The organism is Pseudomonas segetis (genome assembly GCF_900188155.1).
Taxonomy (GTDB): domain Bacteria; phylum Pseudomonadota; class Gammaproteobacteria; order Pseudomonadales; family Pseudomonadaceae; genus Aquipseudomonas; species Aquipseudomonas segetis.
This window is the reverse complement of the sequence record NZ_FZOG01000005.1, coordinates 13,586-33,085: the sequence shown is the minus strand read 5'-3', so window position 1 is coordinate 33,085 and position 19,500 is coordinate 13,586. Positions and strand designations below refer to the sequence as shown.

Sequence of the window (19,500 nt, the reverse complement as noted above, 5' to 3'; positions counted from 1 at the left end):
TGCAACAGAGCAACAAATCAGGCGGTGCGTCCAAGGTAGGTTGGACAAATCGCCTGACCCTTTCGACCTCCCCGGGGCGCGGTGTCACGGCCTGCAAACCGGGAGGGTCGATTCCAGTCCAGAGTCGTCTTGCGTGACGGCTGCGGACTGCAATCGACAAGCTGTACGCACCCCGATAACGACAACAAATCCGCCTCCCGGAGAGAGTCTGCCATGTCCATCGACCCGCAAAACCTGTTGCGTGACCTCTTTAACACCGCCATCGACGCGGCCCATCCTCGTCATGTGTTGGCCGACCATTTACCCGATGACCGCAGTGGCCGGGTCATTGTCATCGGCGCGGGCAAAGCGGCCGCAGCCATGGCCGAGGTGATCGAGCGTGAGTGGCAAGGCGAGGTTTCAGGGCTGGTTGTGACGCGCTACGAACACGGCGCCAACTGCCAGAAGATTGAAGTTGTCGAGGCTGCACACCCGGTTCCGGATGATGCTGGCGAACGTGTCGCCAAGCGCGTATTGGCGATGGTCAGCAACCTGACTGAAAGCGACCGGGTTATTTTCCTGCTCTCTGGCGGTGGCTCTTCCCTGCTCGCCCTACCCGCCGAAGGCATCAGCCTGCAAGATAAACAAGCGATCAACAAGGCCCTGCTCAAATCCGGCGCCACCATCGGTGAAATGAACTGTGTGCGCAAGCATCTCTCCGCCATAAAAGGCGGTCGCCTGGCCAAAGCCTGCTGGCCCGCCACGGTGAACACCTACGCGATCTCCGATGTGCCCGGTGATGAAGCCACTGTCATCGCCTCGGGCCCAACGGTTGCCGACCCCAGCACCAGCGCTGAGGCACTGGCGATCCTGGCTCGCTACAGCATTGAGATTCCCGCCAATGTCCGCCAATGGCTGCAAGACCCACGTTCGGAGACCGTCAAGCCCGGCGACCCTTGCCTTGCACGCAGCCACTTCCAGCTGATCGCCACGCCGCAACAGTCCCTCGATGCAGCAGCTGCCAAGGCCGAGGCCGCCGGTTTCCCGGTGTTGATCCTGGGGGATCTTGAGGGTGAATCGCGGGAAGTGGCCAAGGTCCATGCCGGTATCGCCAAGCAGATTCGCCTGCACGGCCAACCAATCAAAGCGCCATGCATCATCTTGTCCGGCGGGGAAACCACGGTCACTGTGCGCGGCAACGGCCGTGGCGGACGCAACGCCGAATTCCTGCTGAGCCTGACCGACAGCCTCAAAGGCATGCCGGGGGTCTATGCCATCGCGGGTGACACCGATGGCATCGACGGCTCCGAAGACAACGCCGGCGCCATCATGACGCCCTTCAGCTACGCCCGCGCCGGCTTGCAAAATCTCAGCGCCAGTGACGAGTTGGACAACAACAATGGCTACGGCTACTTCGCAGCACTCGATGAGCTGATCATGACCGGGCCGACCCGGACCAATGTGAACGACTTTCGCGCCATTTTGATTCTTGAGAGCAACGACTGATGACTGCTGACAAAAAAGTAAAAATCCTTGCCACACTGGGCCCTGCCATCAAAGGCATTGACGATATTCGTCAACTGGTCGAGTCAGGCGTCAACTTGTTCCGCCTCAACTTCAGCCATGGCGAGCATGCCGATCACGCCGAACGCTTCAACTGGGTTCGTGAAGTCGAAAGACAGCTGAATTACCCAATCGGTATTCTGATGGACCTGCAAGGCCCTAAACTGCGGGTCGGGCGCTTCGCCGACGGTAAGGTCATGCTGCAACGCGGCGACAGCCTGCGTCTTGACCTGGATAAAACACCGGGTACGGCCCAGCGTGTGAACCTGCCGCACCCGGAAATCATCGAAGCCCTGCAACCGGGCATGAGCCTGCTGCTCGACGATGGTCGCCTGCGCTTGCAGGTCACCGCCAAACACGCGGATGCAGTAGACACCCAGGTGATTGCCGGCGGCGAATTGAGCGACCGCAAGGGGGTCAACGTGCCCGAGGCGGTCTTGCAGTTGAGCCCGCTGACCGAGAAGGATCGTCGCGACCTGAGCTTCGGCCTTGAACTGGGCGTCGACTGGGTCGCCCTGTCTTTCGTGCAACGCCCGGAAGACATCATCGAGGCGCGCGAGCTGATTCAGGACAAAGCCTTCCTGATGGCTAAAATCGAAAAGCCATCGGCGGTCGAGCACCTTGAGGAAATCGCCAGGTTGTGCGATGCGATCATGGTCGCACGCGGTGATCTGGGGGTTGAAGTACCGGCTGAAAATGTACCGCGCATCCAGAAGGATATTATCCGCACCTGCCGCCAGCTGGGTCGCCCGGTCGTAGTCGCCACGCAGATGCTCGAGTCCATGCGTTTTTCCCCTGCACCCACGCGCGCCGAAGTCACTGACGTTGCCAACGCCGTCGCCGAAGGTGCAGATGCCGTCATGCTCTCTGCTGAAACCGCCTCGGGCGACTACCCGATGGAAGCGGTCAGCATGATGAGCAAGATCATCCGCCAGGTTGAAAACGGGCCTGACTTCCAAGCCCAGCTGGATGTCAGTCGCCCCAATGCAGAAGCCACGGCATCGGATGCAATCAGCTGTGCGATCCGGCGTATCAACGCCATCTTGCCGGTCGCCACTCTGGTCAACTATACCGAATCGGGTGCTTCAAGCCTGCGCGCCTCTCGCGAACGGCCAAAGTCACCGATCCTGAGCCTGACGCCAAATCTCAATACCGCGCGTCGCTTGACCCTTGCCTGGGGCATTTATTCAGTGGTCAACGAGCGCCTGCACAAGGTCGAGGAAATCACCAGTACCGCACTTGAAATCGCCCAGGCGCAAGGCATGGCCAAGCGTGGAGATACCGTGGTGATTACCGCTGGCGTACCGTTCGGCCAACCCGGCAGTACCAATAGTCTGCGCATCGAAACACTGCATTAACACCCCTGTTTGCTTCACGGCGCCTCAAGGGAAGGACATCTTAAGGCTCCACCGGACAGGGATGTTCACCTAAGGCTGACAAGCCGCACATACATGAACTCCTGACGCTCGCAGCTGCAACTGCGGGCGTTTTTTGATTTAACAGCACACTCCTCCGAGCGGTTTGACAGATGCCCACCCGGCCACTCCCCACGCCTGCATTGCGCGGTTTCAGAGCCTTACTAAGCGGTTTCAGCCAGATATTCCTGCAAGCCGATCCAGGCTGCGGCTTGCTCATTTTGCTCGGTATCGCAGTTGGCGCGCCAGAATTGCTCGGCGGGGCGTTGCTCGGCGGATTAAGCAGCATGCTCACCGCACAGCGCCGGGGCTATGCCAGCGCCGATATCGAACAAGGTCTTTATGGCTACAACGGTATCCTGCTGGGCATGCTCATCAGCATGCAATTTCAATGGTCGGCGAGCTTGCCGTTGCTGATCATGGCCAGCGCCGGCCTGTCGAGCCTGATGCTTGCACCTTGGATGGCGCGGATGCGTAATCGCCAATGGTTGCCGGCCTTCACATTTCCCTTTGTCCTGATCAGCTGGTTGTTACTCGAGCTGGCGACGCCCTTGCAATTGCAACTACGACCGGGCGCCATGGCCGAGTCGCAACCGCTGGACCTGATCAACAGCTTGGCGGCAATGGCCCGTGGGCTGGGGCAAGTGCTGTTTATCGAGCGACCGCTGTCCGGCCTGTGCCTGTTGCTTGGCCTGTTTGTCGCGGACAGTCGTGCCGCCGCCTGGGGATTAATCGGCTCAGCCTGCGGCCTGGGTTTTGCGCTTTACCAGGGCTGGGAACAGCACAGCGCCCTTGCTGGGCTGTATGGATACAATGCAGTTCTGGCGGCCATTGCCGTAAACCAGGTTAATCGCAACATGGCCTTACCAGTGCTGGCGATTTTCCTGGCCCTTGTATTGCAACCCGGCTTCGCCGCACTCGGACTCCCCGCCCTGACCATGCCCTTTATTCTCGCCTGCTGGCTAATCAGCGCCAGCCAGCGCCTGCTCAAACAAAGCGCAACGCAGATTGACCTGCGCAACACCAAGCCCTAGCAGAGTGCGCGCAATACTTGCATCAGGCAGGCTAAACTCCCTAGGCTGAAAAGCGCTTGTTACAACGCGACTTTCATCGCCAATCAAGGGAGCACGCCAGCAGCACATGGACAACACATTGAGTTTGCGCCGCCGGATCTACCGGATCATTTTCTTTACCGACACCCCGGCCGGCCAACGTTTCGACAACATTCTGCTGGTCACCATTGTCGCCAGCCTTATCGTGGTGATGCTCGACAGCATCCAGGCCATACACAGCCAGTACCGGGCCTGGATGTCTGGCCTGGAGTGGATGTTCACGGCGTTGTTTGCTGTGGAGTACCTGGTGCGGATCTACTGCTCGCCCAAACCCTTGCGCTATATCTTCAGCTTCTATGGCTTGATCGACCTGCTCGCTATCCTGCCCGGCTTGTTGACGCTGTTCTTCCCCAGCGCGCAGTACCTGCTTATCGTCCGTGTGATCCGCATGATGCGAGTCTTCAGGGTGCTCAAGCTCAGCCCCTACTTGCGTCAGGCCAACTTCCTGATGACAGCGCTGCGTGGCAGCAAGCAGAAGATCATCGTGTTTTTCTCCTGCATCGCCATACTCGTCACCGTATTCGGTACCCTGATGTATGTCATTGAAGGCCCGGAGCACGGTTTTACCAGCATCCCCAAAGGCATCTACTGGGCGGTGGTGACCCTTACCACCGTAGGCTTTGGTGATATAGTCCCACAGACAGTGCTGGGGCAGTTTCTTTCGACCCTGGTGATGATCACCGGTTATTCGATTATTGCCGTGCCTACCGGGATTTTCACTGCTGAATTGGCCACGGCCATGCATGGCGGCGAATTACTGGAGCGTGAATGCCCAAGCTGCAAGAAAGATGCGCACGACCCCCATGCGGCCTTCTGCAATCGTTGCGGCAACCCGCTGTTCCCGCGCGAGGCTGATAAAACAGAGTAAATGATCCGGCAACCCGGGAAGGATCAGAACCAGGCCAAGTGGTTTGACACCACGTTCAAGACAAGGCCCCGAGCTGCAGGTTTCAGTGGATGAAACCTGCAAACAATGGCTGAACTGTTGCAGTTCAACCGTGCCGTTTAGGCGATGCTGACGCCATGGGCTTCAGCCAATGGCTTCAATCCACCCGCAAAACCCTGGCCTATTGCCTTGAACTTGAAGTCGTCACCTGCACGATAGACTTCACCGAAAATCATCGCGGTTTCTGTCGATGCATCTTCACTCAGGTCGTAACGCGCCAACTCCTTGCCGTCCGCCTTGTTCACCACCCGAATGTAGGCGTTGGCAACCTGACCGAAGTTCTGCTTGCGCTGATCCGCTTCATGGATGGTCACCGAGAAAACCAGCTTCTTTACAGCAGCAGCCAGGCCGTTGAGCTTGACGGTGACTTGCTCATCATCACCCTCGCCTTCACCCGACTGGTTGTCGCCCATGTGCTCAACCGAGCCATCGGCGGATTTCTTGTTGTTGTAGAAGATGAAACCTGCGTCTTCGAGAACCTTGCCGTTCTCACCGACGATAAAAACCGAAGCATCAAGGTCGAATGGCGAGCCATCGGTAACGCGTGGGTCCCAGCCCAGGCCAACCACTACTTCGCTCAACCCTGGTGCTTCCTTGGACAGCGAGACGTTTCCGCCTTTGGACAGACTAATAGCCATTTGCAAAATCCTTGCGCAATAAATTCGAGCTTTTTTGAATGGTAAAACTCGCTGGCGCTATTAATGGCGCCAGCAAGTCATCGACTGTTTAGAAGTTCATGCCATAGGAGTTGGCCAATGCTTTCAGGCCACCCGCATAACCTTGGCCAACGGCGCGGAATTTCCATTCGCCGTTGTTGCGATACAGTTCTGCGAAAACCATTGCGGTTTCGGTCGATGCATCTTCAGCCAAGTCATAACGCACGACTTCAGCACTGGTTACTTCGTTGACGATGCGAATGAACGAACCGCCCACTTGGCCAAAGTTCTGCTTGCGCGAATCGGCATCGTGGATGGTCACGACGAAGGCAATTTTATCGACATCAGCCGCGACACGGCTCAGGTCGACCTTCAACACTTCGTCGTCGCCATCACCGGCACCTGTGCGGTTGTCACCGGTGTGCTCAACCGAGCCGTCTTGGCTCTTCAGCTGGTTGTAGAAAATGAAGTCGGCGTCGCCACGGACCTTGCCGTCAGCACCCAATAGGAAGGCGCTGGCATCCAGGTCGAAATCAGCGCCGTCGGTGGCGCGTGGGTCCCAACCCAGACCGATCAGCAGCTTGGTCAAGCTCGCATCGGTTTTGGTGAGTGACAGGTTACCGCCTTTTTGAAGAGTCAGTGCCATGGGTAAAGCTCCTTTCTGGATGGTTAATACTGTTGCTCAGTTGTTTTCGGGCTGTACATCTTCCTTACCGGGGAAGATCCAGCTCGCGACGACGCCTATGACCAAGACAATCATGACGATCATCAGACTGGTGTTGGCATCAATGGTGTAACCGTGATGGAACATATGGTCGGTTGCATTCAAGCCGAGCTTAACGGCGATGAAGAACAGCAGCACGATGACCGCCTTCTCCAGATGGACCAGGTAGCGTTTCAGGGCCTCCAGTACAAAGTACATGGTGCGCAAACCCAGGATCGCAAACAGCATCGCCGAATAGACGATCAGCGGCTCACGACTGACCGCGATAACCGCAGGCACAGAGTCGAATGCAAACAACACATCGGACACTTCCACGACTACCAGACACAGGAACAATGGCGTCGCGAAAATCGCGCCTTTAGCCGCTAGCGTCATGCCTGCGTTTTCAGGCTTCTGAATTTCTGTCTCGAGATGCTTGCGCGAGACGAAGAAGTTATGGCCATACAGCTTCGGCCATACCGGAAACAGCTTCTGGGCGAAGCGATAGGCAATGTGCTTGGAGTAATCCTCTTCTTCCTCGTCGTCACCACCGGCGCGCAGCATCATTACGGCGGTCCAGGCCACGATCACTGCAAATACAATCTCGACCCAAGGGCCAAATGCGAGCAGCCCGGTGCCGATTGCGACGAAGATCCCGCGGAACACGATGGCGCCGATAATGCCCCAGTAAAGTATCCGGTGGCGCAAGCCATCCGGCACTTTGAACCAGGCGAAGATCGCCATGAACACGAACAGGTTGTCCACGCTCAAGACTTTTTCAAGGGCATAACCGGTGACAAACAGGCTGGCAACTTCAGGGCCATGCTGGACATACAGGAAGCCGGCGAAAGCCAGGGAGATTGCAACCCAGAACACCGACCAGACGGATGCCTTGGTCAGTGAAATTGGCTTGTCGCCACGATGGGTAATCATGTCGAGGAGAAGCGCACCAACAGCGATCCCCACGAAAACCGCCATAGTCAGCGGTGGGAATCCAATTTGTGTTTCCACGTCTAGAGTTCCTTAAAGGTCAAAGTCAGCTGGATTGAGATCCAGCTCCAGGCAAATCAAGCGACATACCGCTTTCTCGTCGTCATCGAAGTTGCCATCCGATGCACCAACGGCAGAGACCACGCGGACCAGAAGGCGAGCAGCGCCATCATTACCTTTAAGCTTGCCAACGACCTTCAGCGCTTCAGCCCGGCCGATCTGTTGATCGAACTCGAACTTGGCACAGTGATCGTTGAAGGAGTTGATCACGTCCTTGAGGTCAAAGACTTTCAACTCGGGCGAGTTAGTAATAAAGCCGACCATCTTGGATTTTTCCGCCGAGGAAATATCACCATCGGCTGCCGCGACCAATGCACAACCTGCCGTGGTCGCATCCATGAATTTTTGATTACGAAACTTGCTGACCTCTGTAGTCAGCTTGTCACGTGCCGCTGTCGCATTTGTTTTTAGCCACTCAAGCATTTGAGTTCTCCTCGACAGGCGCAGCCAGATGACTGCGCCATGAATATTATTTTGAGCCTGCGGTCCAGCGCATGCCCCAGCCATAGGCCTTGTCCATCACCGCATGGCCGCGATGGAAATCAACCTGGCGGGTGACCTTTACTGCACCATTTACGTTTTCCAGCAAGGCAATGGCGCACACCCCTTCACGACCACCCTCCTCGTTGAGGCGTACCTCAATGTCGGGTTGGCCGGGAATGTAGATGGTCACCACGCCGTCTGTTTCCTTCCAGTTGGGAACACCTTCATAAATGAAGGCAAAGAACAGGATGCGCCGCACCTCGCTCCACTTAGCCCCATTGATGTGCAGCCACTCGCCACCGGCCACCGAGCCAGTCCGGTCGTCGCCCATCAGCTGTATATAAGGCTCGTGCGTCAGGCTTCCGAATGCCTTGCCGAGCGCTTGAACCACGCCCTTCTGGCCATTTTGCAGCTCATACAAGCAGCCGACATCGAGGTCGATGGACTTGCTGCGGGCAAAGAAACCACCGCTCTTGGCCGGCCGCTGATTCCAGTTCAGGTTGACCTTGATCTCACCAAAACCGGCAGCGGTTTTTTCCAGGCTGATAGTGGTGCGCGTCTTGTCGAGCGTGACCTTGCTCAGGCTGACCGATGACTTTGCAGCCGCAGGCGGCGTTGGAGGCACTGGAGCCGGGGGCGGCGTTGGGGTGGCCGCTGGCGCTGGCGCCGCAACTTCAACCCCAAAGTGCTTGGCCAATGGTTCAAGCCCGCCTGCAAAGCCCTGTGCCACGCAGCGGAACTTCCACTCGCCCTGGCGTCGGTAGAACTCCCCGAGGATGAGCGCAGTTTCCTGCATCCCCGCAGTAGCAAGCTGAGCTTCGATACCGCCCGTGATGTTCAGCGAAAGCTGGGAAACACGGTCAAAACTGGCTTTGTTCTCGTAGATAGTGGCGGTCAACGCCACTTTCTCAACCACAGGCTCGAGCTTGCTCAGGTCAACAGTGAACACGGCCCGACCGGCAGATGATTCGGTCATCTGCACGACACCGCCCAGCACACTGGTTTGGCCGTAGAAACACATATCGCTATCGCCACGGACTTTACCCGCAGCGTTCAAGATAAAAGCCGAGACATCAATGTCCGCCCCAGGAATCGGGGTGTAGTTGATATCCACACTGAGTTGACCGGTCGCAACTGGCGCATTACCCCCCGGTACGAGAGCAACCATTAACGCACCGCCTGCACAGCCAGGGAAACCAGGTCATCGACTGTGCGACCATTGGTGGTAACGCCGATTGCCTTGAATTCCCAACCCGAGCTTTCACGCGACAGGCTGGCCATTACGATGCCAGTGTGACCGCCACGCTCGGACAGGTTGTAGCGGGCCAGTTCGCTGTTGTTGCTGGCGTTGACGATACGGCAGTAGGCGTTTTCAACTTTCTCGAAAGTCTGGCCAGTGAAGCTGTTGACTGTGAACACCAGGTGCTTGACTGCTTCAGGCAGGCGCTGCAAATCGACCTTGATGGTTTCGTCATCACCGTCGCCTTCGCCGGTACGGTTATCACCGGAGTGCTGGATGGAGCCGTCATTGGACTTGAGTTGACGGAACCAGACCAGGTCGATGGCCTTCAGCTCGCTGTCGAGCAGGATGCAGGAAGCATCGAGGTCGATCTCGCCGCCGCTGCCCAGCAACTTGCCGAAGAACCCGCTTTTTGCCGCATCCCAACCAAGGCCCAGGCTGATTTTGCTCAGGCCAGTGCCAGCAGTTTTTTCCAGGGATATCGTTTGGTTTTTGCTCAGCGTGAGTGCCATGGTTACGCTCCTTGTTGATCGTCAGTATTTGCTTGGTTTTCGGACTTGAGCTGTACAACGCTCGCTTGTTCTTTACGCTTCTTGGCCCTGCGCTTGCGTCCACGACGCCAGGCGGAGTGAAAGTGCCGCCAGTGCGCGTCTTGCGCTGCGGCCAGCAGTTCCAGGTCACCACGGGTGTCACCCCAGGCCCTGAGCCGATACTCGCTGAGGAGCCCGTAGACCGCCTCAAGCCGGATCACCTTGTTTTCGCAGCGGCAGTTGTTGCCGCTGATACGGCCCGTCAAAACTCCGTCGACAACCTCAAGCTCGGTGGCGATCAACTTGATCCCAAGACGCTTGGCAAACGGGCCGAGGACCAAGGCTGGAGACGCCGAGCAAAGCGTAACCTCGGCACCTGACTCGACCTCGGCGGCGACCGACGACAAGCCCGATGGACGCATCAGCCGGGTCCAATAGCGGTCGCAAAATGCCACTGCCTTGTGTTCAACCCACTGCGCCTCGACACCGGTCAGAAACTTGGCGATCAAATGGGCCTTGAGTTCATCACGGTTCATATGCCTGAAAAGGAAACGCAAGCTAGGTATCGCCAGGGTAAAAATCCGGCGGATAAACTCAGTTCTACCGAAAGCAAACCTGAGAAAAGGGACAAAACTGTCACGCCGCGTCAGCGTGCCATCGAAGTCAAAGACCGACAGCACCCGCTCATCATCGGCATCAGCACCCAACATCTCGTGCATTATCGAGCCGCTCCAGCCAGAAGGACCGGCGCTTCAACGCTGCCGATCTCGGTTTGTTTAACGCCAAGCCAGCGCGCTCGCTCAAGAATCTTGACCGCCCACTTGTAGTGAGTCGCCGGCTCGCACATCACATCGTTGTGTTTGAACACCGCAGGGGCCAGGTCGCTGACGATCAGCTTTGCGCTGTTGAAATCTTCAAGGCTGACGCGCAACGAATCCTGGATGATGCTGATTTGGCTTGGATGAATCGCCGTCTTGCCGACCATGCCATGGGCGATATCAAGTTCGAGCTCCGCCTTGAGCAAATCAGGTTTGGCCAACTGCTCGAACACCGGCGCGGTCAAGGCAAAGCCCTGGGAACCCATGACGCCCGCCAGCATCGCAATCACATAGGACATCGGCGTGCTGTAGAGCGTTGTAGCCGGCATACGGCGCAGCCCCAGGCTGCCCATCAAATCATTGCCGCCAACCCGCAGGGCGATCACTCGCTGGTCGAGGCTGGCCTTGAGCGCCTGGCCTAACTCGACCATCGCATTCGGATTGAAAACCTCAGGTGTCTCCAGGGTCGGCATCAGGTACAGGTCCGTGTTGGTCACGGCCTGCTCCCATGCCCGCAGATTGCTCAACGTCAGCTTTGGTACGACGAAGCCATCGACATGGCGCATCAAAGGCCAGTCATTGAGCACTGCTGCCATTTCCGAATCGCGCGGGCGCACGAACATCAGCGGCGCACCGGCTGGGCGTCCGCCACGGGCAGCAATAGCCTCGAGCAGGACCTTGAGATTGTGCAGCGCCGTGGACACATCGACCTCGGCCACTGCATCTTCCAGGCACACGACAAGGGAGCGCAGTTCAGGCAGCTTTGAGCCAAACACCACATCCAGCAGGTCACTGCGCGTAGCTGGCATGTAAAGCGTGGCCCCGAGTGCGTATGGCGACAGCTTATCCATTAGCTAAGACTCCGAATGATGGTCACCGCCCTGTAGGGGCCCAGCGCGCTGCCGACTTCTTCCACCGTAACACCAACGGACGCGGTAAGGTGCATCAGCAACTGGACATCACTGTCATTGCGGTCACGCACCAACACATGGTCGGGTACCCGGCGCAGCACTGCGCGAGTCGCTTCGGCAATCCCTGGCTTGACCCGGTTCAGATTGCTGATGTCAAACCGTTCAGCCAGGGACTCGACGACGGACCGCGCTGCCGCCTGCAGCGCTGTTCGTTGATCCTCGCTCCAGGGTGATGCCGGGGCGACGGAAGCCAAAGCTCGGCGCTGGGCTTCGATGTGCTCGATGAACTCGCGTGTCACGTCATGCTCGGTCAAATGATCGTACACAACGCATCCATGCAGCCCGCCATTAGCGGGCCAGATGGAGCGCGACACCAAACCCGAAACGGTGGCGCCCAGGATCCCCGAGGGAATGATCCAGTCCTCTGCCGAAGCCGATAGCCAGGCACGGCCACAAGGGTCTGCAAGCACCACCAGGCGCGGCTCGGCCGCAAAACGCGGGTCGTCCTTGAGACTACGCCTAATTTCAGCCGATATAGCACCTTTACCTGTCCATCCATCGACAAACACGATGTTCTCGGCGCCATGGGCCTGAATAATGGCCTCAAGCGCTAGATTGTCTATGCCGCGGTCGCGAACAATACTGATTCCATAGTGATGGCAATCGCGGCCCAGTTCGATCAAGGCGCGACGCAACAACACCCCCAATGGCAGCCCCGCACGCACGAAGGACACCAATATTATCGACGGTCCAGTGCAGGCTTGGTTCAATGCAAGGGCCAGGGATTGCACATCCGCAGCCATGCGCTCGCCGCTCTGCTGCAGTGCCTGCTGGTACAACGCCTTGTGTACCGGTGTCGGCGCGTGCTCCTGGCTGATCATCTCGGAATAATGCTTTTGCCTGGTTTGGATCAGGCGCTCCTTTTCCTCGACATCGGTCACTTCGATCTGCACCGCTTGCAGTAAGAAGTGCACATCATCAGCTGCATAGCTACCGCTGCCGACGGTGTCCAGCCCAGCAAGAGACAGCGTCATAGGCAGCGCTCCACAAGCTTGGCGAGCTGGCTGCGAGCCGGGGTTGCCCACATATGGCAGGCGTCCATAAACCCGAGGTCGGTAATGCTGTCACCGAAGCCCAATACCGGCCGTTCACCATTGATTTGGCGGTCACGGCGCAACCATTCCTCGACGGCCAGACGCTTGGACAGGCCAACCGGCAAAAACGCCAGGTTATTGCTGTTGGCGTGGATATGCATGCCATCGAGCAAGCCGCGCGCCTGGACTTCAGCCAGGACCGTATTCAGCACTTCATCACTGGATTCATTGTGTTTGGTGACCACGTAATGCTGCAGGCCGTGCTCTGCAACCACCCAGCCACGTAAGGAAATGCCAAGCGCCTTGCCGATCTCAAGCGTCGCTTGGCTCAAGTTCGGCAGGCGCTCTTGGTAATCGGCCAGAACCTCGGTCATGTGCGCCTGCCAATCAAGGTCCAGGGACCTTGTGGCATCGAGCATGATGCCGCCATGGGCACAGATTGCGCCCTGGCTGAAAGGCAGTTGTACGCGGCTGTAGGCTTCAATACTGCGCGCAGTCACAGGCACCACATCGGCACTGGCGAGCAACCACTCGACAAACGACTTCTGCACGGGGCTCATGTAGCCATTTGGCTGGCCTTCGATATCGAGCGTTGCCGTATGCCTGGGCGTTCCTTCAGCCATCTTGCGCGCGGTTTGGAACAGGGTGTCATCAAGGTCGATCAAGACCAACGGACGATTACTGCTCATCGACAATCACCTCGGCGCCAAGGATTTCCAGCAGTTGTGCCGAGACGGCTTGCGCCGGTGTTTCCGAACAAATCAGCACGCGATCGAACTGGCCCGGACTGACGTTGTAGAGGAAGTTGGGAATCCCAAGGCCGTAGTTATCGGAAAATGACAGCGCATGGCCGATGGCATGGCCAAGGGCGATGGGCGAACGACTGGTCGAGCTGAAGTGAACATCGGCGCCCGCCCGCTCCAAGCGCTCGGCCAACAGGAATGGCCGCCAGACAAACTCACTGGTGCCAACCACCAGTACGCGATCACCAGGCTTGACCTGCAGGCCAGGCGCCAAGCTGTCGTGTACTTCACGCACTCCCAGGCGACCCCAATTGTTACGTGCGGACAGCGGCCAGTTGCCTGCTTCGACGGTTCCCACGGCAGGCATCTGCGGCAGTGGCGCCTCAAGATCTTCGTTGAACTGATAGCAACCCTGGAGCAAGGATACTTGCTGCGTAGAGGCTCCGATGCTGTTGCGAACGGCATTGCCCGACCAGTCGGTGAGTACGCATGTGACAACACGCTCAAGCTGGTTCATACCCGCATCGACCAGGGCGCGATGCAGGTTGATAAATGTCTTTCCAGTGGAGGCTTCGTCGTCGACAAGCACCAGCGAACGTGCGTTCAACAGCGCTTCAGGCTCAAGCGGCATGTGGATCAAGTGAGCACTGGCATGGCTGTGCTCTTCTTCGAACCGGGTGAAGAGCTCGGTGCCGGTCGGATGACGGGTACTGACCATGTAAAGCGTGTCCGGCCGGGTGCGGCTGTAGGCACGATGTACACCCGCGCCGAGACCGACAGCGGTCTCGGCCATGCCGATCACCACGACCGGACCGGGTAAGTCAGCCGGGATCTTGGCAGCCAAATGCTCAAAACTTGCATTCATCACCGAGGGGCGCACTGGAATATGGCGCCCTAATACCTTGGAGACGAACAAAAATGCACGCTTGGGATTGTGCCGCTCGGCAAAGCCGAACAATTCATCAGGCGCACCGACGCAACCCTCGACGTTGACTTCGAGCAGGCCGCGCATCAGTTGCGCACTAAGCATGTGTGTTGCGGTGTTACCAGCCATTGACAATGTTCCTAGATTGGCTTGGGGCAGATCACCCAACGCCGGTTCCATGGGCTTGATGCAACTACAGGTTTCGCGCCTCGATTCGCCATAAAGCAGGCTGGGCTTCACGCGCCAACTCAGCTGTATTCAGGGCTCTTGCGTTTGGCGTTTTGTCTGCATCGATACGACAAGCCTCAAGAAAAGAAAGTACCAAGGCGCCCTTGACCGCAAAGTTCATGTTTTGCGTGTCCGGGCAGGTTGAAGTCACCATAGCGACTACAGCGCCGCTGGAATCGAACAGCGGGCTACCACTCGAGCCCGGCTGGATGGGGGCAGTAAACTGCAGAAGGCTCGAGTCGTTGTGCAGCCCAAACAGGGCCGACACACCGCCCTGAGTGACATGCACGCCTCCACCGGCCAGGCCAGCGAGCGGGAATCCCAGGGCAACGACCGGGGCACCAAGGTCACAACCGGCCCCATCCTTGAATACGACCGGTTTCAGCCCCGGACATTCCAGGACCCTGAGCAGGGCGAAATCATTGTTGCGGTCGACCACCACGGGCTCGGCCCGATAACGCCCCTCGAAAGAGGCAATGTGGATTTCCTGCATCCCCTCGATAACGTGGGCGCAGGTCAATATATGGTTGGCTGAAACAGCAAAGCCGGTGCCCGTTGCACTGCCTGCGACTCGGCCAGAATCCGAGGGCATGGTGCGCCCTTTTGGATGGGCATCATCAACATCAAGTCCAAGCCTGCGCCCCATCGCCGCCAAACCGTAGGCCGAGCCTTCGGCCAGAGCGCGGAATTTCCAGTGCTCATTGCGAATGTAGTATTCGCCGATGATGATCGCAGACTCGCCGTTCTCGCCAAGATCAAGCCTGCACTCGATTTGCCCATCAATTTGCAGGTGCAGGGTTTTGAGCGTGCTGACCGGCCCGGCTGCAGCGTAGCTGTAGACGACCAGAAGCACCCGGTCAGCGCCAGCGGGCAGTGCCGCCAAATCGAGCGCACAACCGACCTTTTCCGGCCCGCCACTCCACTGCATCCATTCGCGCTCGGTCTGGAACAGTGCAGCCGGGCCTTTTGGCTGGCGTTTCTCGTCAAGCGGCAAAAGTGCAACAGCCGCATATTCGCCAAAAGCACCGGCATCGGCGCACTCCAGCGTCCACTCGCTGCGCTTAGCCGAAATCGGAGCATTCGCGCCAGGCGTCAGCAGCATCATTGTCCAGGCTCTCCCTGAGCACTCATGAACTTCGTCCGGTAATCACGCAGACAAGCGCAATCAAGACGCAGTATCCGATCATCATCCAAGATCAAGCCGCCACCGGAACAGCAATGGTAAGCGCCTTTACTCTGACATCCGCTCGCCAAGCCGTTTCTGGCTCCGCCAAGCCCAGACGGCGAGTAGCAAAGATTCCAGGCAAATTGACGCCAGTGGCCCGGGTATAGCCGATCCCACCGGAATAACGCGGATTGATTTCCAGCAAATGGGGCTTGTGGTTGGAGTCGTCCCGAGTCTGCACATTGACTATCCCGTCACAGGCAAAATGCTGCACAGCCTTTAACGCCAGTTCAACCGCAGCGCCTTCGCGCTCGAAGCTCTGGTACAGGCCAGACTTGCGCCGTCCGACAAAAGCAACAGCTTGCCCCGCCTCGCATACGATATCGACCGAGCACTCGCTCCCGGTCATATAAGGCATGACCAGCATTGGGGGGCGGTTTTCAGCGCCAGCGTATGCCTGCAGGTACATGTCGAAATTCACTTCGCGCATGCCCGTCTTGGCAAAGCAGCGAAATGGATCGGCATCTTGCTTGAAGCGCCAGAAGCCCTCGCCATAGATCCCGACAACCGGCTTGATGCAAACCTCGCCCTGCGCCGCAAGCCTTGCATAGGCATCGCTCATTTGGCGGGCATCCGTTACGGTAATGGCTGGTACACAATCCAAACCCGCACGTTCGGCTTGCGCCGTGAACAGGCTTTTGTCGTCGACCATGTTGAGTGCATCAATCGACAGCGCGCCGGTCACAAGCGTCAGGCCAGCGGCGTCAAAGCGCGCCCGGGCCGACTCAAGCAGATGACCTTCACGCCCAGCGACTATGACGCGCACAGCGTTCTCCCGGGCGGTATCAAGGATCCACTCGATACGTTCCTGGTTATCTGCAGGTTCTATCAGGGCGACATCAGCGAGCCCGGTAATTTCGGGACGTGACTGGCGATGAGAAGCAAAAATCTTCACACCTTCGGGCAATGCATCGCGTACACCTGCAATGATGTCACGCTGGCTGGACTGCCCTTCGAGTAACCAGATCATCTGGAGCTCCTATAAATGCGCACGTTCGCAGCAACTGGCCTGCCTGAGGCTGTAACTGCTGATCTCCATGGGGAACAAGGAATTGCCTGCATGACTAGCAGTTGAATTCGCTAGAAGAACCTTCGGCTCAGCGAAGTGTGCCTGGTGAGCCAGTGCTCGTGCATAGGTGTCCGTCTGGTTAGTGTGCGCACCCATAATATCAGCTTGCCTGTTGAGTAAAACGACTAGCAAAACCTTGTATCAATTGACTGTTACAGCGAGTCAATCGACCAATCCTGAGAGCATCAACAGCTTGCAACAGCTGCCTTGCAGCTGCCAATGAGTCGTATTGACGCGCAACCAAAGGCCATTCAAACACTGGCAGCGCAGTAAAGTTGTTTCATCCAATGTCTATAACCCTATATTGGGCTTATTCCCGACCGAACCTCTGACCTTGACCGGTAAAATCAGGCAATATTCGATTAATAACCAATGGAGTCTGCACATGAAGTGGTTGAAAGGACTGGCACTGGGCGCAGTTATCCTGGCGATTGCCGCCAGTGCGCTGGGTCTGTTTTACGTACTACCCCGGCACGAGGTCGTCCTAGTCACGGGTGTCGAAGTCAAACGCGTCGATCATGACGGGGTGATCAATGCCGAGAACCCGGCGGACGGCCCGACCCGCGATGTTTACTTTATCAACACCGAAGATCCGGACAGCAAGAAGGTCATGGTCTACCGCAATGAAGATACTGGCTGGAGCTTTCCCTGGTACTTCAAGTTCGACTCCGCGGACGAGCAGGCCAAGGCCCAGGGTTATTCTCGTGATGCCGAGCAACTGGCGCTTATCCGCTATTACGGCTGGCGGATACAGATACTCTCGATCTTTCCCAACATCACCCATATCGAAGCGACCAACAGCCGGGCGCAGCCCTTCCCTTGGTTCAACACCATTTTCTTCAGCCTGCTTGGCCTAGCGGTGCTGTATGTAGTCGTTAGCCTAAAGCGCCGCAAAAAACGCCGTAACCAAGTGGTTGCCAGTTAAGCGATACGAGTCGCTAACACCTCGGCAGGGCTCAACCCAAAAGGGTTGTTCCTGCCACCTCAGCCACGCTCGATCGGCGTCGAAGTCAGTTCGAAAGGACTGTTGCTACGCCGCTGGTTGCGGTCTTCACGCGGGGTGGCGCCAAAGAAATTGCGGTAGGCGCTGGAGAAATGCGGGCCGGACGAAAAGCCGCACGACAAGCCAATCTGGATAATCGACTTGCTGGTCTGCATCAGCAGTTGGCGCGCCTTGTTCAGGCGCAGCTCAAGATAATACTGACTCGGCACGCGATTGAGATATTGCTTGAAGATACGCTCCAACTGACGGCGCGACACGCAAACGTGCTGGGCGATTTCATCAGTTGTCAGCGGTTCCTCGATATTGGCCTCCATCAGCAACACCGCCTGCGTCAGCTTCGGATGACTCGAGCCCAGGCGATTTTGCAGCGGAATGCGCTGGCGCTCACCACCCTCGCGAATACGCTCGACCACCAACTCTTCACTTACCGCACCGGCAAGCTCAGCACCGTGATCGCGCGCCAACAGTGCCAACAGCAAGTCCATCACCGCCATGCCACCACAGGCAGTCAAGCGGTCGCGATCCCAATCAAACAAATGACTGGTGGCAATCACCTTGGGGAAGCGCTCGGCGAAATCATCCTGCCAGCGCCAATGCACCGAGGCGCGATAACCATCGAGCAACCCCATCTGCGCCAACGGATACACCCCGGCTGAAATGGCGCCTATCACGCATCCGCTGCGCACCAGTTGCTTGATCGCACTCGACAACCCCAGCGCAATGTTTGCGGGTGGCTCGTCAGCCAGCAGGAAAAGGCGTTGCAGCCCTTCAAGCTTGCCCGGCCAAGGCTCACTCGGCAACGTCCAGCCACCGGCTTCCGCCTGGGGTTCGGCTTGCAGGAAGGTAAGTTCGTAGACCACTTCCGGGTGGACACGCTGGGCAACGCGCAACGCTTCCTCAGCCATTGCCAGGGTTAACGGCTTGGTGGAGGGCCAGATCAGGAAGCCAATTCGGTGGGCATTCATTCGGGGCAGTTTAGCTCTGTTATGCGACCACTGAGCAAGACTCGCCAGTGACCCCACTCGATTAAGGTGCTTATTTTAGGCTACCGGAGAGAAACTGCTTGAGGCGATCGGACTGAGGATTCGCCAGCACTTCACGTGGACAACCACGCTCTTCGACAACACCTTTGTGCAAAAACACCAGTTGGTTCGACACTTCACGGGCAAAGCCCATTTCATGCGTGACAACCACCATGGTACGCCCCTCCTGGGCAAGGTCCTGCATCACCTTGAGCACTTCACCGACCAATTCCGGATCGAGCGCCGAGGTTGGCTCGTCAAACAGCATGACTTCAGGCTCCATCGCCAGCGCCCGGGCGATAGCCACGCGCTGCTGCTCACCGCCGGACATATGCGCGGGATACGCCTCTTTGCGATGGGCGACACCTACTTTGTTCAAGTAATACTCGGCCTTCTCAAGCGCCTCTTTCTTCGACACGCCCAGCACATGCACGGGAGCCTCGATCACATTCTCCAGGGCGCTCATGTGCGACCACAGGTTGAAGTGCTGAAACACCATGGCCAGGCGTGAACGCATGCGCTGCAATTGCTTGGGATCGGCTGCCTTGAGAGCGCCATCTTTGCCGGCGACCAGCTTGAGCTCTTCATTGTTGAGCAAAATCTTGCCGCCATGGGGCTGCTCAAGCATGTTGATGCAGCGCAGGAAGGTACTTTTACCGGAACCACTGGAGCCAATGATACTGATCACATCACCGGCCTTGGCTGCCAGTGAAACACCCTTCAGCACTTCGTGGCTGCCGTAGCGCTTGTGCAAGTCCTGGACTTCAAGTTTGTACATGGTGTCG

The 19,500-nt window shown here is 57.7% G+C and carries 20 protein-coding genes; 5 read left to right on the top strand and 15 right to left on the bottom strand.

The window, feature by feature from the left end; translation table 11 throughout:
• The first annotated feature begins 213 nt into the window (after positions 1-213).
• The 4 genes from CHB79_RS15950 (at position 214) to CHB79_RS15935 (ending at position 4,937) form a co-directional block, all read left to right on the top strand.
• The gene (locus CHB79_RS15950; RefSeq protein WP_010485255.1) at positions 214-1,485 is read left to right on the top strand and encodes a glycerate kinase type-2 family protein; all 1,272 of its coding nucleotides are present in this window, start codon (positions 214-216) and stop codon (positions 1,483-1,485) included.
• Positions 1,485-2,900, top strand: coding sequence for a pyruvate kinase (pyk, locus tag CHB79_RS15945; RefSeq protein WP_089360631.1), 1,416 nt, complete (start codon positions 1,485-1,487; stop codon positions 2,898-2,900). The genes CHB79_RS15950 and pyk overlap by 1 nt, the downstream gene beginning before the upstream one ends.
• A gap of 170 nt (positions 2,901-3,070) precedes the next feature.
• Positions 3,071-3,991, top strand: coding sequence for an urea transporter (locus tag CHB79_RS15940; protein ID WP_089360630.1), 921 nt, complete (start codon positions 3,071-3,073; stop codon positions 3,989-3,991).
• 106 nt (positions 3,992-4,097) lie between these two features.
• The gene (locus CHB79_RS15935; RefSeq protein WP_089360629.1) at positions 4,098-4,937 is read left to right on the top strand and encodes an ion transporter; all 840 of its coding nucleotides are present in this window, start codon (positions 4,098-4,100) and stop codon (positions 4,935-4,937) included.
• 137 nt (positions 4,938-5,074) lie between these two features.
• On the opposite strand, the gene CHB79_RS15930 is transcribed toward CHB79_RS15935, so the two are convergent.
• From CHB79_RS15930 to CHB79_RS15870, 13 genes are all read right to left on the bottom strand, one after another.
• Positions 5,075-5,653 carry a TerD family protein gene (locus CHB79_RS15930; RefSeq protein ID WP_010485247.1) on the bottom strand — a complete coding sequence of 193 codons (579 nt, stop codon included), beginning with the start codon at positions 5,651-5,653 and terminating at the stop codon, positions 5,075-5,077.
• 88 nt (positions 5,654-5,741) lie between these two features.
• Positions 5,742-6,317 (bottom strand): TerD family protein, encoded by a 576-nt coding sequence (locus tag CHB79_RS15925; RefSeq protein WP_010485246.1) that lies wholly within the window; start codon positions 6,315-6,317, stop codon positions 5,742-5,744.
• Positions 6,318-6,353: 36 nt separating this feature from the next.
• Positions 6,354-7,352 carry a TerC/Alx family metal homeostasis membrane protein gene (locus CHB79_RS15920; protein WP_089360809.1) on the bottom strand — a complete coding sequence of 333 codons (999 nt, stop codon included), beginning with the start codon at positions 7,350-7,352 and terminating at the stop codon, positions 6,354-6,356.
• Between the two features lie 45 nt (positions 7,353-7,397).
• Positions 7,398-7,847 (bottom strand): tellurite resistance TerB family protein, encoded by a 450-nt coding sequence (locus tag CHB79_RS15915; RefSeq protein ID WP_010485243.1) that lies wholly within the window; start codon positions 7,845-7,847, stop codon positions 7,398-7,400.
• Between the two features lie 46 nt (positions 7,848-7,893).
• A complete protein-coding gene (locus tag CHB79_RS15910; RefSeq protein WP_010485242.1) occupies positions 7,894-9,075 on the bottom strand; it encodes a TerD family protein in 1,182 nt (393 codons plus the stop codon).
• Entirely contained in the window at positions 9,075-9,659 is a 585-nt protein-coding gene (locus tag CHB79_RS15905) for a TerD family protein (RefSeq protein ID WP_010485240.1), read from the bottom strand. Before CHB79_RS15905 ends, CHB79_RS15910 begins: the two co-directional genes overlap by 1 nt.
• Positions 9,660-9,661: 2 nt before the next feature.
• Complete coding sequence (locus tag CHB79_RS15900) at positions 9,662-10,396, bottom strand: HAD family hydrolase (RefSeq protein WP_010485238.1); 735 nt, start codon at positions 10,394-10,396, stop codon at positions 9,662-9,664.
• Complete coding sequence (locus CHB79_RS15895) at positions 10,396-11,346, bottom strand: HpcH/HpaI aldolase/citrate lyase family protein (protein WP_010485236.1); 951 nt, start codon at positions 11,344-11,346, stop codon at positions 10,396-10,398. The genes CHB79_RS15900 and CHB79_RS15895 overlap by 1 nt, the downstream gene beginning before the upstream one ends.
• Positions 11,346-12,440, bottom strand: a complete 1,095-nt coding sequence (locus tag CHB79_RS15890) for a cysteine protease StiP family protein (protein WP_089360628.1) — start codon at positions 12,438-12,440, stop codon at positions 11,346-11,348. Before CHB79_RS15890 ends, CHB79_RS15895 begins: the two co-directional genes overlap by 1 nt.
• Positions 12,437-13,189, bottom strand: a complete 753-nt coding sequence (locus CHB79_RS15885; protein ID WP_089360627.1) for an HAD family hydrolase — start codon at positions 13,187-13,189, stop codon at positions 12,437-12,439. Before CHB79_RS15885 ends, CHB79_RS15890 begins: the two co-directional genes overlap by 4 nt.
• Positions 13,179-14,297 (bottom strand): phosphoribosyltransferase domain-containing protein, encoded by a 1,119-nt coding sequence (locus CHB79_RS15880; RefSeq protein ID WP_089360626.1) that lies wholly within the window; start codon positions 14,295-14,297, stop codon positions 13,179-13,181. Before CHB79_RS15880 ends, CHB79_RS15885 begins: the two co-directional genes overlap by 11 nt.
• Positions 14,298-14,361: 64 nt before the next feature.
• Positions 14,362-15,501 carry a trypsin-like peptidase domain-containing protein gene (locus CHB79_RS15875; protein WP_089360625.1) on the bottom strand — a complete coding sequence of 380 codons (1,140 nt, stop codon included), beginning with the start codon at positions 15,499-15,501 and terminating at the stop codon, positions 14,362-14,364.
• Between the two features lie 91 nt (positions 15,502-15,592).
• Complete coding sequence (locus tag CHB79_RS15870) at positions 15,593-16,591, bottom strand: ATP-grasp domain-containing protein (protein WP_089360624.1); 999 nt, start codon at positions 16,589-16,591, stop codon at positions 15,593-15,595.
• 484 nt (positions 16,592-17,075) lie between these two features.
• On the opposite strand from CHB79_RS15870, the gene CHB79_RS15865 reads away from it, so the two are divergent.
• The gene (locus CHB79_RS15865; protein ID WP_089360623.1) at positions 17,076-17,615 is read left to right on the top strand and encodes a DUF1523 family protein; all 540 of its coding nucleotides are present in this window, start codon (positions 17,076-17,078) and stop codon (positions 17,613-17,615) included.
• A gap of 59 nt (positions 17,616-17,674) precedes the next feature.
• On the opposite strand, the gene argR is transcribed toward CHB79_RS15865, so the two are convergent.
• The gene (gene argR, locus CHB79_RS15860; protein ID WP_010485222.1) at positions 17,675-18,658 is read right to left on the bottom strand and encodes a transcriptional regulator ArgR; all 984 of its coding nucleotides are present in this window, start codon (positions 18,656-18,658) and stop codon (positions 17,675-17,677) included.
• A gap of 70 nt (positions 18,659-18,728) precedes the next feature.
• Complete coding sequence (locus CHB79_RS15855) at positions 18,729-19,493, bottom strand: ABC transporter ATP-binding protein (protein WP_010485220.1); 765 nt, start codon at positions 19,491-19,493, stop codon at positions 18,729-18,731.
• Positions 19,494-19,500 lie beyond the last annotated feature (7 nt).